Source organism: Serratia sp. BNK-23, assembly GCF_047456145.1.
In the GTDB taxonomy this organism is placed as follows: domain Bacteria; phylum Pseudomonadota; class Gammaproteobacteria; order Enterobacterales; family Enterobacteriaceae; genus Serratia; species Serratia nematodiphila.
Window position 1 is genome coordinate 2,997,726 of the sequence record NZ_CP179900.1, and the last position, 13,110, is coordinate 3,010,835.

The 13,110-nt window shown below is 60.7% G+C and carries 15 protein-coding genes; 4 read left to right on the plus strand and 11 right to left on the minus strand.

Annotation, left to right across the window (positions count from 1 at the left end):
* Positions 1-19: 19 nt before the first annotated feature.
* Both ACMGF9_RS14250 and hinT read right to left on the minus strand, forming a co-directional pair.
* Positions 20-409, minus strand: a complete 390-nt coding sequence (locus tag ACMGF9_RS14250; protein WP_015377465.1) for a YcfL family protein — start codon at positions 407-409, stop codon at positions 20-22.
* An 11-nt stretch (positions 410-420) separates the two neighbouring features.
* Complete coding sequence (gene hinT / locus ACMGF9_RS14255) at positions 421-771, minus strand: purine nucleoside phosphoramidase (RefSeq protein WP_004928776.1); 351 nt, start codon at positions 769-771, stop codon at positions 421-423.
* Positions 772-992: 221 nt separating this feature from the next.
* On the opposite strand from hinT, the gene ACMGF9_RS14260 reads away from it, so the two are divergent.
* Positions 993-1,898, plus strand: coding sequence for a transporter substrate-binding domain-containing protein (locus tag ACMGF9_RS14260; protein WP_082996846.1), 906 nt, complete (start codon positions 993-995; stop codon positions 1,896-1,898).
* On the opposite strand, the gene ACMGF9_RS14265 is transcribed toward ACMGF9_RS14260, so the two are convergent.
* A complete protein-coding gene (locus tag ACMGF9_RS14265) occupies positions 1,895-2,272 on the minus strand; it encodes a winged helix-turn-helix transcriptional regulator (RefSeq protein ID WP_074469396.1) in 378 nt (125 codons plus the stop codon). The genes ACMGF9_RS14260 and ACMGF9_RS14265 overlap by 4 nt on opposite strands.
* A 99-nt stretch (positions 2,273-2,371) precedes the next feature.
* Here ACMGF9_RS14265 and ACMGF9_RS14270 point away from each other — a divergent pair, with 99 nt between their 5' ends.
* The gene (locus ACMGF9_RS14270) at positions 2,372-3,121 is read left to right on the plus strand and encodes an SDR family oxidoreductase (RefSeq protein ID WP_015377462.1); all 750 of its coding nucleotides are present in this window, start codon (positions 2,372-2,374) and stop codon (positions 3,119-3,121) included.
* Between the two features lie 37 nt (positions 3,122-3,158).
* Here the strand turns inward: ACMGF9_RS14270 and ACMGF9_RS14275 are convergent, their stop codons facing one another.
* Positions 3,159-4,463 (minus strand): Nramp family divalent metal transporter, encoded by a 1,305-nt coding sequence (locus tag ACMGF9_RS14275; RefSeq protein WP_015377461.1) that lies wholly within the window; start codon positions 4,461-4,463, stop codon positions 3,159-3,161.
* A 230-nt stretch (positions 4,464-4,693) separates the two neighbouring features.
* Between ACMGF9_RS14275 and mntR the strand changes: the two genes are divergently transcribed.
* Together mntR and ACMGF9_RS14285 are read left to right on the plus strand one after the other, a co-directional pair.
* A complete protein-coding gene (mntR, locus tag ACMGF9_RS14280) occupies positions 4,694-5,164 on the plus strand; it encodes a manganese-binding transcriptional regulator MntR (protein ID WP_015377460.1) in 471 nt (156 codons plus the stop codon).
* 14 nt (positions 5,165-5,178) lie between these two features.
* The gene (locus tag ACMGF9_RS14285; RefSeq protein ID WP_076740340.1) at positions 5,179-5,544 is read left to right on the plus strand and encodes a DUF4180 domain-containing protein; all 366 of its coding nucleotides are present in this window, start codon (positions 5,179-5,181) and stop codon (positions 5,542-5,544) included.
* Between the two features lie 56 nt (positions 5,545-5,600).
* Here the strand turns inward: ACMGF9_RS14285 and ptsG are convergent, their stop codons facing one another.
* The 7 genes from ptsG to fabF all read right to left on the minus strand — a co-directional run bounded on the left by ptsG (position 5,601) and on the right by fabF (position 13,031).
* Positions 5,601-7,034: a PTS glucose transporter subunit IIBC gene (ptsG, locus tag ACMGF9_RS14290; protein ID WP_015377458.1), complete on the minus strand. Its 1,434-nt coding sequence runs from the start codon at positions 7,032-7,034 to the stop codon at positions 5,601-5,603.
* 343 nt (positions 7,035-7,377) lie between these two features.
* A complete protein-coding gene (locus tag ACMGF9_RS14295) occupies positions 7,378-8,154 on the minus strand; it encodes a metal-dependent hydrolase (RefSeq protein ID WP_261438381.1) in 777 nt (258 codons plus the stop codon).
* Between the two features lie 19 nt (positions 8,155-8,173).
* A complete protein-coding gene (holB, locus tag ACMGF9_RS14300) occupies positions 8,174-9,181 on the minus strand; it encodes a DNA polymerase III subunit delta' (protein WP_261125083.1) in 1,008 nt (335 codons plus the stop codon).
* Positions 9,181-9,819 (minus strand): dTMP kinase, encoded by a 639-nt coding sequence (gene tmk / locus ACMGF9_RS14305; RefSeq protein WP_176326097.1) that lies wholly within the window; start codon positions 9,817-9,819, stop codon positions 9,181-9,183. The genes holB and tmk overlap by 1 nt, the downstream gene beginning before the upstream one ends.
* Positions 9,809-10,834: an endolytic transglycosylase MltG gene (mltG, locus tag ACMGF9_RS14310; protein WP_049241735.1), complete on the minus strand. Its 1,026-nt coding sequence runs from the start codon at positions 10,832-10,834 to the stop codon at positions 9,809-9,811. Before mltG ends, tmk begins: the two co-directional genes overlap by 11 nt.
* Positions 10,835-10,847: 13 nt before the next feature.
* Entirely contained in the window at positions 10,848-11,645 is a 798-nt protein-coding gene (pabC, locus tag ACMGF9_RS14315) for an aminodeoxychorismate lyase (RefSeq protein WP_049197997.1), read from the minus strand.
* Between the two features lie 144 nt (positions 11,646-11,789).
* Complete coding sequence (fabF, locus tag ACMGF9_RS14320) at positions 11,790-13,031, minus strand: beta-ketoacyl-ACP synthase II (RefSeq protein ID WP_015377452.1); 1,242 nt, start codon at positions 13,029-13,031, stop codon at positions 11,790-11,792.
* Positions 13,032-13,110: the final 79 nt, after the last annotated feature.

Sequence of the window (13,110 nt, forward strand, 5' to 3'; positions counted from 1 at the left end):
CTCCAAACCTGGCAAGCGCTTACAGGTACAGATACAGACGCGCGCTTTTAGCGTCCAGATTGCCGTTAATCGAGTAGATTTTGGCGTCCGAGTCGGGCGCCACCACGATCTCACGCGGTTTCTCGAAGGGGCGAATATCCAGCCCCTGCGCGTCGTACCAATAGAAACGGTAATGTACGGTGACCGGCGTCGGCTGACTGTTATTGAGCACCGAGGTTGCCATCACCCGCCCGGAAGCGTTCGAAATCGAGGGCGTATCGGCCAGAATACCGGCGGTCAGCACCGAGGGATCCATCACCACCGTCTGCCCTTGGTTGACAGCGATGCCGGGCGGTGAGCTGCATCCCATCAACAACGCGGCGGGCAGCGCCAACGCCATCAGACCACGCAGAGTTTTTTTACCGCGCATGATTTCCTCGCTTAACGTGACAGCAGCGGCCCCAGCGAGCGGCCACCGACCAGGTGCATATGAATATGATAGACCTCCTGACCGGCGTGGCGGTTGCAGTTGACGATCAGGCGGTAGCCGTCCTCGGCGATGCCTTCCTGTTCGGCGATTTTCGCCGCGGCGGTGATCATGCGGCCCAATGCGGCCTCATGCTCCACGGTCACGTCGTTGACGGTTGGGATCAGCACGTTGGGAACGATCAGCACATGGGTGGGCGCCTGGGGGGAGATGTCACGGAAAGCGGTCACCAGTTCATCCTGGTAAACCACATCAGCAGGGATTTCGCGGCGGATAATTTTACTGAAAATCGTTTCTTCGGCCATCTGGCGTTCCTTGTTTTACACAATTAGCTGTACGCAGTATGAGTGACAAATTCTACTGCTTTCAACCTGATTGCGCACTTTCCACGTCGAGTGCTGCAGATTCGCGCAGCCCGGCCCCCCGCTTGTGCATCTTTTCACTTTGGTTATTCACTATTGTTGCTTTACTTGCCCCGCGCCGCCGCCAATAGTAACCCCATGATTAACAAAGGATAGAGGGCGTTATGTTACCGAGAATTTCGGCGCTGTGCGCGCTGTTGCTGAGCGCCGCCGTGCAGGCGGCCACGACGGGCGGTATCGACCTGCAGGCTAACCGACAGCCGATACACGCAGAGAAGAATCCCGCCGCTATCGCGCTGATCCCGGCGAACTTTCACTTCGCGGTGCCAGGCAAGCTGACGGTGGCGGTGGCATTCGAGAACTCCCCGCCGCTGGCGCTGTTCGCCGAAGACAATAAAACGCTGATCGGCAGCGATCCGGACATCGCCCGCCTGGTGGCGGATAGCCTCGGTCTGGAGCTGAATCTGGTGCCCACCTCCTGGGAAGATTGGCCGCTTGGCATCAGCACGGGCAAATACGATGCGGCAATCTTCAACATCGCCGTCACCAAACAGCGTAAAACCAAATTCGACTTCGCCACCTACCGGGTGGATACGCTGGGCTTTTACGTCAAATCCACCAGCCACATCACCGCGATCAACCGGCCGCAGGACGTCGCCGGTCTGCGGATCATCGTCGGATCCGGCACCAATCAGGAAAACATTCTGCTGGGATGGGATAAGCAGAATCGCGCCGCCGGGCTGCCGCCGGTACAGCCGATCTACGTGACCGACGACGCCGCCACCAACCTGAGCATTCAGTCCGGGCGCGCCGATGCGTTCTTCGGCCCCCACTCCACCGGCGCCTACAAGGCGGCGCTGACCGGCAAAACCAAAATGGTCGGCATCGGCCCCAACGTGGCCTATGTCGCGGTCACCACCAAAAAAGGCAACGGGCTGGTGAACGCCGTCAACGCCGCGATCAATGGCGCGATCGTCAGCGGCGAATATGCGCAGGTGCTGGAACGCTGGGGCGAAGGCGACGAAAAGGTTGAGCGTTCAACCATCAACCCGCCGGGCATCGGCGACTAGCCGCCGATCAGCTGCGGCGCATGCCGACGCATCCACTCGGCCAGCGAGTCCAGCGTTGGCCGCAGCGATTTGCCCAGCGCGGTGACCTGATACTCCACCCGCGGCGGCACTTCGGGAAACACTTGCCGCGTCACCAGGCCGCGCTGTTCGAACAGCCGCAGCTGGCGCGTCAGCTCCTTCTGCGCAATGGGCGCCACCGCCCGCTGCAGCTCGCTGAATCGCACCGGGCCGTCGATCATGATCAGCCGGTACAAGATCGGTATCGCCCATTTACCCGACACCAGATTGACGAAGTCCACCATCGGGCAGGGTTCGCCCGCCGTCGGCAACGCCGCCAAATTATTTTCCGCCGCTAAGGGCGCTTGCGCCGTCATTTCATCCCACCTCATCCATTAGTATCCAAAAGGTGCCTACTATGCAAAAGGAACTATAACGCAAATAATGCCGCAACTGACGCTAAAGAGGAATCGGTTATGTCACGACTGCAAGGCAAATACGCATTGATTACCGGCGGCACCAGCGGCATCGGGCTGGAAACCGCTCGCCAGTTCATCGCCGAGGGCGCTTTGGTTGCGATCACCGGCCGCAGCCAACGCGCCCTGGACGCGGCGGGCCAGGCATTGGCGGACAAGGCGCTGTTGCTGCTGAGCGACGCCGGCGATATCCCACAGCAGCGCGCGCTGGCCCAGCAGTTGGAGCAGCGGTGGCCGCGGCTGGACGTGCTGTACATCAACGCCGGCGACGTCACGCATCGCCCGCTGCAGGAGTGGGATGAGCAAAGCTATCAGCGGCTGATGGACATCAACCTGAAGGGGCCGTTTTTTCTGATCCAGGCGCTGCTGCCGCTGCTGGCCAACCCTTCTTCGGTGATCCTGTGCGGTTCGGTCAGCGCCCATATCGGCCTGCCGCAGAGCAGCGCCTACGCCGCCAGCAAAGCCGGTTTGTTATCGCTGGCCAGAACGCTCTCCGGCGAGCTGCACGCGCGCGGCATTCGCGTTAATGGCCTCAGCCCCGGCCCGACCGAAACCCCGGCATTGGGTAAACTGGGGTTGGCGGAAGCGGACGAGCGGGCCTTACGCGACGATATCCGCGCGCTGGTGCCGATCGGCCGCATGGGCAGCGCGCTGGAGCTGGCCAAAGCGGCGGTGTTTCTGGCGGCGGACGAGTCGGCATTTATGGTCGGCGCGGAGCTGCAAATGGACGGCGGCGTGGGGAATTTATAATTTAGCGACGCGGCCGCGCCCCGCGCGGCCCGCAAGATCACCCCAATCCAGGGATGTCGACGCCAAAGGTCTGCAGCAGCAACACCACGTTGAGCAGCACGATCACCACCGTGCCGACCACCGCCGCCAGACTGGTCCAGCGGCCGTTGGCGAACTCGCCCATGATGTCGCGGCGGCGGGTGAACATCACCAGCGCGATCATCGGCGCCGGCAGCGCCAGGCTCAGCACCACCTGGCTGTAGACCAGCGCGTCGGTGGCGTTGACGCCCATCGCCACCACGATAAACGCCGGCACCATGGTCACCAGGCGGCGCACCCACACCGGGATGCGGAAGCCGACGAAGCCCTGCATGATCATTTGCCCAGCCATGGTGCCCACCACCGAGCTGGAAATGCCGGAGGCGATCAGCGAAGCCAGGAAGATGCCGGCCGCCGCCGCGCCGAACAGTGGCGTCAGCGTATGGTAGGCAGTGCCGATTTCGGCCACGTCGCTGTTACCGGCGTGGAAGGCGCTCGAGGCCATGATCACCATCGCAATATTCACCAGCCCGGCAAGCGCCAGCGCGATCACTACTTCAATATTGGAAAAACGCAGCAGCTTGCGCCGCTCGCCGTTGTCGCTGGCCGGGCTGCGGTGCTGGGTCAGCCCCGAGTGCAGGAAAATGGCGTGCGGCATCACGGTGGCGCCGATAATGCCGACGGCGATGGTCAGCGCCTGCGCATCCGGCAACTGCGGCGTCACCATGCCGAGGCCGGCCGCCTGCCAGTCCACCGGCACGATGAACATCTCCACCAGGTAGCACAGCGCGATGATGCCCACCAGACCGCCAATCATCAGCTCGACCGGGCGGAAACCTTTTTTCTCCACCATCAGCAGCGCATAAGTGATCACCGCCGTCACCCCCATCCCCGCCAGCAGCGGCATATGGAACAGCAGCGCCAGCGCGATCGCCCCGCCGAGAAACTCCGCCAGATCGGTGGCCATCGCCGCCACTTCGCTGAGCAGCCACATGCCGATCACCACCGGCCGTGAAAACTGGTCACGGCACATTTCCGCCAGATTGCGGTTGGTGACGATGCCCAGTTTGGCCGACAGCGCCTGAAACAGCATGGCGATCAGGTTGGCCATCACCACCACCCACAGCAGGCTGTAGCCGTATTTCGCCCCGGCCTGAATGTTGGTGGCGAAATTACCGGGATCCATATAGGCGATAGAGGCAATCACCGCCGGGCCGGCGAACAGCAACGGCGTGAAGGCACCGCGCTTGCGTCCGGCAAGGGCGGCGCCAATCGCGATGTTGGTCCGTTCGGTTAACGATGAGGGGGTTGCCGCGTCACGCATGAATTGCCCTTAATCTTTTGCTGGTTATTTTTCCACCGGTCATGCTGACAATGTAGCATCGGCTACACTTTATGCAACAGGCGAAATTCATTGGCTTTGTGTAGAGATATTTCTAACTACCACAATGCGTGGCATCGAATTGATAATGTGTGCTATTTGGACTAACTTAGGGCAACCCTCCCCGCATTGCCGGGAGACGCCATTTTTATGCTTACAGGACGCCCCACGCTATGGTTACCCGCGCGCCAGATAACGCCGACCGCTCCGCCCTGACCGACATGCCGGACGAGGCCGAGCACGCCCTGCGTTTTAGCCGCGCCCGCGAAGCGCAGTCCAATGCGCTGATCGAAGATTACGTTGAGCTGATCGCCGATTTGCTGCAAAGCACCCGCGAAGCCAGAACCACCGATATCGCGCGCCGCTTTGGCGTGTCTCACCCGACGGCGATCAAAAATATCGCGCGGCTCAAAAGCGCCGGGCTGGTGGAGTCGCGCCCTTATCGCGGGGTGTTTTTAACCGAGGAAGGCGAGCAGCTGGCGCAGAAGGTGCGCCGCCGTCACCGCATCGTGGTCGATCTGCTGATGTGCCTCGGGGTGCCGAGCGAAACCGCCGAGCTGGACAGCGAAGGGATTGAACACCATATCTCGGACGAAACGCTGGCGGTGTTCGAGCATTACCTGCAGCAACACGCCAAACCATGAGCCCCGGAGCGCCGATGAGCTACGCCGTGCAGCAAATTCATGATCTGCGCCTGGTGGTTTTCGCCGAGGCCGGGCCGATGTTGAAAGACGAAAACGACGTCAGCCTGTTTATCGCGCCCGCCTTTGAACACGAGGCCGGGATGATTGCCCTCCCCGTCAACCGCCTCGACGCCGCCTTCTTCCAGCTGAGGAGCGGCGTGGCCGGCGCCGTATTGCAGAAATTCATCAACTACCGCCTGCGCGTGGCGCTGCTGGGCGATATTTCCCCCTGGCTGGCGCAAAGCAACGCGCTGCAAGACTTTGTGCGCGAAGCCAATCGCGGCGAACAGGTCTGGTTCCTCCCTTCTCTCGCCGAGCTCGAACAGCGCCTTGGCGCCTGACGGCAGGCAATAAAAAAGGGAGGCTTTCGCCTCCCTTGGTAACTCCCCTGCCTGAATCAGTGATTACGGATGTATTCGTCCATATCGGTTTTCAGGTTGTCGGACTTGGTGCCGAAGATGGCCTGCACGCCGGAGCCAGCGACGACTACGCCGGCTGCGCCCAGTTTCTTCAGGCCCGCCTGGTCAACTTTGGACACGTCGGCCACGCTGACGCGCAGACGAGTGATGCAAGCATCCAGGTTAGTGATGTTTTCTTTGCCGCCGAAGGCCTGAACCAGCGCCGCGGACATTTCGGAACCGCCCTGCGCAGACTGCTCGGCAGCGGTGTCTTCACGGCCTGGCGTTTTCAGATCCAGCTTGGCGATCAGCACGCGGAAGATGGTGTAGTACACCAGACCGTAGACGATGCCGACGATTGGGAACAGCCAGATTTTGCTGCTGTTGCCGCTCAGTACGATAAAGTCGATCAGGCCGTGCGAGAAGCTGGTGCCGTCACGCATGCCCAACAGAATGCAGATTGGGAACGCCAGACCGGCCAGGATAGCGTGGATCACGTACAGGATCGGCGCGACGAACATGAAGGAGAACTCGATCGGCTCGGTGATACCGGTCAGGAACGAGGTCAGCGCGGCGGAGATCATGATGCCGCCGACTTTCGCGCGGTTTTCCGGCTTGGCCGAGTGCCAGATGGCGATGGCCGCAGCAGGCAGACCGTACATTTTGAACAGGAAGCCGCCGGACAGTTTGCCCGCGGTTGGGTCGCCCGCCATGTAGCGAGGGATGTCGCCGTGGAACACCTGGCCCGCCGCGTTGGTGAACTCACCAATTTGCATCTGGAACGGTACGTTCCAGATGTGGTGCAGACCGAACGGCACCAGAGCACGCTCAACCACGCCGTAAATGCCGAAGGCTACAACCGGGTTCTGATAAGCCGCCCACTGCGAGAAGGTCTGGATAGCCGTACCGATCGGCGGCCAGATGAAGGACAGCACTACGCCCAGAACGATCGCCGCCAGACCGGAAATGATCGGCACGAAACGCTTACCGGCAAAGAAGCCCAGGTATTCCGGCAGTTGAATGCGGAAGAAGCGGTTGAACATATAGGCCGCGATGGCGCCGGAGATAATCCCCCCGAGCACGCCGGTATCCGCCAGGTGTTTGGCCGCAATCTCTTCAGCCGGCAGGTGCAGCACCAGCGGCGCAACCACCGCCATGGTTTTCACCATGATGCCGTAAGCCACCACCGCCGCCAGCGCGGAAACGCCGTCGTTGTTGGTGAAGCCCAAAGCGACGCCAATAGCGAAAATCAACGGCATGTTGGCGAAGACCGAACCGCCCGCTTCCGCCATCACGTGGGAGACTACCGCAGGTAGCCAGCTAAAGTTGGCGGAACCGACGCCCAGCAGGATACCTGCGATAGGCAACACGGACACCGGCAGCATGAGCGATTTACCTACTTTTTGCAGGTTTGCAAATGCGTTCTTGAACATAGTTGAGTGTGCTCCTGAGTAATAATGCTTTGCTACTTCTTGTCGCGATACGTCGCGCTGCAAGGGGGGGAGAAAAACCCCTGCAATTCAGGGTGTCTGAGCACCCCTTGAATTTATTACGCAGAGTAAAATAAATAGCCTGCGCAATGTTTGATGACAATCACGTTTCGATGATCGAGCCGCGGTAACTTTGCATAAACCGGCTGTTTTTTGGCAAAACAGACCAAAAAACACGCACCGAACAACCTGAAACGGGAGGGAACCTTACCCGTTTCAGTGATTAATTACGAGCTCAAAAAAAATTATGCAGACAATGACCTACAGCTATAGCCTAGGTCAAAGATCACAGGTCGAGGTGAAATAAGCGTGAAAAGTTGGCGGTGGTCGCTTCGGCCAGCTGTTCCAGGCTAACGCCCTTCAATACCGCCATGTATTCAGCCACATCGCGCACATAGGCGGGTTGGTTTTCTTTGCCGCGATGCGGCACCGGCGCCAGGTAAGGCGAGTCGGTTTCCACCAGAATGCGATCCAGCGGCACATAGCGCGCTACTTCACGCAGCTGTTCGGCATTGCGGAAGGTCACGATACCGGAGAAAGAGATGTAGAAACCCAGATCCAGCAAAGCTTCGGCCGTGGCCAGATCTTCGGTGAAGCAGTGCAGCACGCCGCCGCAGTCCTGTGCGTCCTCTTCATGCAGGATCGCCAGCGTATCCGCGCGCGCATCGCGGGTGTGGACGATCACCGGCTTGTTCAGATCCCGGCCAATGCGGATATGCTCGCGGAAAGAGTCCTGCTGCAGCTCAAGGTTGTCTTTCTGGTAGAAGTAATCGAGCCCGGTCTCCCCCAGTGCCACCACCTGCTCCGCCGCCGCCAGGCGACGCAGCTCGGCGTAATCATAGCCTTCTTCCAGGTTGAGCGGATGCACCCCGCACGAGAAGGCCACGTCGTTGCGCTGGCCGATCAGTTCGGTCATGGAGCGGTAGCCCGGCAACGTGGTGGCGACCGCCAGCACATAGCCGACGTCGCGCGCTTTGGCCTTGGCCAGCGCATCGTCCACATTCTGGTGCAGCGTCTGATAATCCAGACTGTCAAGGTGGCAATGAGAATCGACTAACAACATAATTTTTAACTCTTTAACTTTACAGCGAGTGAGGGTGGGAATAGCCGGCGGCGCCAAGCATCTGTTCCCAGCGAAGTAACTGTTCGGTCAGCAGCAGCTCGCGATTGACGCCCACCACGCTGAGCATCTGGTGACGGCAGTTCAGCCACTGCTGCACGATCTGTTGCAACGAGGCGCTGCTCAGCAGGCTGGCCAACTGATGCACCAGCGGCTGCTGATCCTGATTCAATACATAGTGATGTGCACCCTGTTGCCACTTCATGGCGTCCACCAGCAGCGCGCACAGCCAGTGCAGGCGCTCGGCGACGTCTTCATGGTTCAGCACCGGCAACATCGACAGCATATCGCGCTGCGGCAGCGCGGCGCTCAACGCGGCGCACAGCGCACTGCGCTGCTGCCACTGCTGCGGCTGCAACAGCTGTTCGGCGGCCAGCGGCGCGCCGTCGTGCAGGCGCAGCGCCGTGAGGCGGTCCGTCTGAGAGCCGGCCGCCTGCCGGCTCAGCCACTGCAGGCTGAGCTGCTCCTCCGGGCTGGCCAAATGCCAGTACAGGCAGCGGCTGCGCAGCGTCGCCATCAGCCGCGACGGCTCACGGCAACCCAGCAGAAAATAGGTTTTCTCCGGCGGCTCTTCCAGCGTTTTAAGCAGCGCGTTGGCCGCCGCCTCGGTCAGCTGTTCCGCCTGCGGCAGCCAAATCACCTTGGCGCCGCCCTGCTGCGCGTGGGCATACAGCGTTTCAATCACCTGGCGGATCGGTTCGATGCCCAGGCTGCTCTTGCCCTTTTCCGGCGCCAGCACGTGATAATCCGGGTGGTTGCCCGCCAGCATCAGCCGACAGCTGTGACACTCGCCGCAGCTTTTTTCACCGTTGCGCTGCTGACAGATCAACCAACGGCTCAGGCCGTAGGCCAGCGCGTCGTCACCGTTGCCCGCCGCCGCGTGCAGCAGCAGCGCATGATGGCCGCGGCCCTCGGCGTACTGCCCAATCAGCTGGCGATAAGGGCCATTCAGCCACGGGTACCAGTTCATTATGCGCCTTCCTGCTGCCGCAGCCAGTGGCCGACGCAGTCGCGGATCGCCGCAGTCACCTGCTCCAGCGGCTGGGCCGCGTCAACGGTGACGATGGTTTCATCCTGCGCCGCCAGCTCCAGATAACGAGCGCGGGTGCGTTCGAAGAACGGCAGCGCTTCTTGTTCGATACGATCCAATTGGCCGCGCGCCTGCGCGCGTTGCAGGCCGACCAGCGGCGGCAGATCGAGATAGACCGTCAGGTCCGGGCGGAAATCTCCCAGCACGGTGTCGCGCAGCGAGGCCATCAGTTGCGGATCCACGCCACGGCCGCCGCCCTGATAGGCTTGTGAAGAGAGATCGTGGCGATCGCCCACCACCCAGGCGCCACGCGCCAGAGCGGGTTTGATCACGGTTTCCACCAGCTGCACGCGCGCAGCGTACAGCATCAAGACTTCGGCCTTGATGGTCGGCAATTCGCCGTCGATGCCGCGCTTGAACAGGTCGCGCAGCTTCTCCGCCAGCGGCGTGCCGCCGGGTTCACGGGTGAAGACGATGTCGTTGATGCCATGTTCACGCAGCACATTGACTACCGTGTCGCGCGCGGTGGTTTTACCCGCGCCTTCCAGCCCTTCGATAACAACGAATTTACTTTTCATTCTTTTCCTTTAACGCCTGACGGTACACGCGCACCGCCTGGTTATGACTCGCCAGATTGGTGGTGAAGGTATGCCCACCCTTGCCGTCAGCGACAAAATAGAGATAAGGCGTTTTGGCCGGATTGGCGGCCGCCTGCAACGAGGCCTCACCCGGCATGGCGATCGGCGTTGGCGGCAGGCCGGCGATCACATAGGTGTTATAAGGCGTCGGCGTCTCCAGATCCTTGCGCGTGATGTTGCCATTATAGCTTTCGCCCATGCCGTAGATCACCGTCGGATCGGTCTGCAGACGCATGCCGATACGCAAGCGGTTGACGAACACCGACGCCACCTTGCTGCGCTCTTCCGGGACCGCGGTCTCTTTCTCGACGATCGAAGCCATGGTCAGCAGCTCCTCCGGCGTTTTGTACGGCAGGCTGGTGTCGCGGCCGGCCCAGGCGGCCTGCAGCGCTTTGTTCATGCGCACGTGCGCGCGTTTGAGCAACGCGATGTCGCTCATGCCGGCGGTATACTGATAGGTATCCGGGTACAAATGCCCTTCCGGGGTTTCTCCCGCAGGAATGCCGAGCGCAGCGGCGATCTCCGCTTCGCTCTTGCCCGCCAGGGTGTGTTTCAGGTATTTGGACTGCTGCAGCACCTGCTGCCAGTCACGCAGGCGTGAGCCTTCGATAAAGCGTGCGGTGAACTGCGCCTCTTTGCCGCTGGCCAACAGTTTCAGCATCTGGCGCACCGTCATGCCCGGCGTGAACCGGTAGGTACCGGCTTTAAACTCCGCCAGCTCCGGCTCCAGCTTCAGCAGCCACTGGAACCAGCGCCCGTTGTGCACCAGTTTATCGCGTACCAGTAGCCCTTCCAGCGCTACCCGGCCGGTGCCGGCCGGCAGTTTGAAGATGGTTTCTTGCTGGATAGCCAGCGGCGTATCGGCAAAGCGTTCGATCTTCTGGTAGCCCCAAAACAGCAGCGCTAATACCAGAACAACAATAACAGACAGGACCTTCAGCTTTCTTTTCTTCATCAATCAGCCATGGTTAACAGTGTGGACGCAAAAAATCATACAGCTGGCGCGAAGCATAACGCCATGATTGCGCAGCGTTTACCGGCAGCAGCGGCATCAGCGCATTGCTCACCAGCACTTCGTCGGCATCGGCCAGCGTCTCCAGCGGTTCACTGACGCACTGTAAACGGTATTCCGAGCCCGCCAGCAGCGCGATCACCCGCCGCCGCATCAGGCCCGCGACGCCGGCCTGGCTCAGATCCGGGGTAAATACCGCTTTTCCCTTACGCCAGAACAAATTAGCCGCACAGCATTCCACCAGCATACCGGCAGTGTCAAGCACCAGCGCCTCGTCGGCGGCCGTCTGGTCAAGATGCGCGCGGATCAGCACCTGCTCTAGGCGGTTCAAATGCTTCAACCCCGCCAGCAGCGGATTGCGCGCCAGCGCCACCGGGCTGAGCGCAAGCGTGATGCCCTGCTCGCGCCACTGCAAATAGTGCGCAGGGTAGCTGCTGCGGGCGACGATGCGCGTCGGGTTTTCGCACCCCGTCGGGCTGTAACCCCGCCCGCCGCTGCCGCGCGTCAGTATCGCTTTGACCACGCCGAGCGGAATTGATTCGGCCGCCAGCGCCATCTCCCGCTCGAAAGCCAGCCAATCTGTGGCAGGCAGCATCAACCGCTGCGCCGCTTGCTGCAACCGCTCCAGATGCCAGGGCAGCAGCTCAATTTTACCGTCGATAACCCGGGCGGTAGTAAAGCAGCCATCGCCGAACTGCAGGCCGCGATCGCTCGGCGCCAGCGCATCGTGGCGTTGTCCGTTAATCCAGTACATGCTTCCTCCTGTTGCCGGGTTATTTCATTACGCTCGCAGGATAGCAGGCGGCGAGACGATACGCAGCCCCGCCGGCGGCCAAACGGCAGGCGTAAAAAAGCCCGGTTAAAAAACCGGGCTTTCATCAGCGTTCGACAGCGCGAGTTACACTCGGCGGAAGATCAGCGAGCCGTTGGTGCCGCCGAAGCCGAAGGAGTTACACAAGGTGTACTCCATATCACTGACCTGGCGCGCTTCGTGAGGCACGAAGTCCAGATCGCAACCTTCATCCGGGTTATCCAGGTTGATGGTTGGCGGTACTGCCTGATCGCGCAGCGCCAGCACGGTGAAGATAGACTCGATCGCGCCTGCCGCACCCAACAGGTGGCCAGTCATCGATTTGGTCGAGCTCACCAGCACGCGGTGGGCGTCGGCACCGAAGACGGATTTCACCGCCTGCGCTTCCGCCTGGTCACCCGCCGGCGTAGAGGTGCCGTGCGCATTGATGTAGCCGATTTGTGACGGGGTCACACCGGCGTCAAGCAGGGCATTTTCCATCGCCAGCGCAGCGCCCGCGCCGTTTTCCGGCGGTGACGTCATGTGATAAGCATCGCTGCTCATCCCAAAGCCCACCACTTCGGCGTAGATTTTCGCGCCGCGTTTTTTCGCGTGTTCGTACTCTTCGAGCACCATCATGCCGGCGCCGTCGCCCAGCACGAAGCCGTCGCGGTCTTTATCCCACGGACGGCTCGCCGCCTGCGGATTGTCATTACGGGTGGACAGGGCGCGCGCTGCGCCAAAGCCGCCGACGCCCAATGGGGTGCTGGCTTTCTCTGCCCCACCGGCCAGCATCACGTCCGCATCATTGTAGGCAATGATACGCGCCGCATGGCCGATATTGTGCACACCTGAAGTACAGGCGGTGGCGATAGAGATGCTTGGACCACGCATGCCGTACATGATTGTCAGGTGGCCTGCAATCATATTCACGATGGTGGATGGCACGAAGAACGGACTGATTTTCCGTGGGCCACCGTTAACCAGTGAACTGTGGTTTTCTTCAATCAAACCCAGGCCGCCGATGCCGGAACCGATCGCAGCTCCAATGCGGGTGGCGTTAGCCTCGGTGATGTCCAGACCTGCATCCTGCATGGCTTGCATGCCGGCAGCGATACCGTACTGGATAAAGGCGTCCATCTTGCGCGCATCTTTGCGAGAGATGAAATCCTCAGAATTAAAATTCTTTACCAGGCCAGCAAACTTGGTCGCATAGGCAGTGGTATCGAAATGGTCGATCAGGCTGATGCCACTCTGACCGGCAAGAAGAGCGTTCCACGTGGACTCTACCGTATTGCCGACAGGAGACAACATGCCCAGTCCGGTCACAACTACTCGACGCTTAGACACGTTTGTCCTCCAGGGAGGGAAAAATATGACACTAGGGATAGAAAAAACTTAGGCGGTCGAACGACCGCCTAGATATGTT

Bases quoted from the DNA above. Each gene is read 5' to 3' on its own strand.
- holB (WP_261125083.1), bottom strand. From the start codon at position 9,181: ATGAACTGGTACCCGTGGCTGAATGGCCCTTATCGCCAGCTGATTGGG.
- ACMGF9_RS14275 (WP_015377461.1), bottom strand. From the start codon at position 4,463: ATGCGTGACGCGGCAACCCCCTCATCGTTAACCGAACGGACCAACATC.
- ACMGF9_RS14285 (WP_076740340.1), top strand. From the start codon at position 5,179: ATGAGCTACGCCGTGCAGCAAATTCATGATCTGCGCCTGGTGGTTTTC.
- ACMGF9_RS14295 (WP_261438381.1), bottom strand. From the start codon at position 8,154: ATGTTGTTAGTCGATTCTCATTGCCACCTTGACAGTCTGGATTATCAG.
- pabC (WP_049197997.1), bottom strand. From the start codon at position 11,645: ATGTACTGGATTAACGGACAACGCCACGATGCGCTGGCGCCGAGCGAT.
- mntR (WP_015377460.1), top strand. From the start codon at position 4,694: ATGGTTACCCGCGCGCCAGATAACGCCGACCGCTCCGCCCTGACCGAC.
- ACMGF9_RS14270 (WP_015377462.1), top strand. From the start codon at position 2,372: ATGTCACGACTGCAAGGCAAATACGCATTGATTACCGGCGGCACCAGC.
- mltG (WP_049241735.1), bottom strand. From the start codon at position 10,834: ATGAAGAAAAGAAAGCTGAAGGTCCTGTCTGTTATTGTTGTTCTGGTA.
- tmk (WP_176326097.1), bottom strand. From the start codon at position 9,819: ATGAAAAGTAAATTCGTTGTTATCGAAGGGCTGGAAGGCGCGGGTAAA.
- ptsG (WP_015377458.1), bottom strand. From the start codon at position 7,034: ATGTTCAAGAACGCATTTGCAAACCTGCAAAAAGTAGGTAAATCGCTC.
- ACMGF9_RS14260 (WP_082996846.1), top strand. From the start codon at position 993: ATGTTACCGAGAATTTCGGCGCTGTGCGCGCTGTTGCTGAGCGCCGCC.
- ACMGF9_RS14265 (WP_074469396.1), bottom strand. From the start codon at position 2,272: ATGACGGCGCAAGCGCCCTTAGCGGCGGAAAATAATTTGGCGGCGTTG.
- hinT (WP_004928776.1), bottom strand. From the start codon at position 771: ATGGCCGAAGAAACGATTTTCAGTAAAATTATCCGCCGCGAAATCCCT.
- ACMGF9_RS14250 (WP_015377465.1), bottom strand. From the start codon at position 409: ATGCGCGGTAAAAAAACTCTGCGTGGTCTGATGGCGTTGGCGCTGCCC.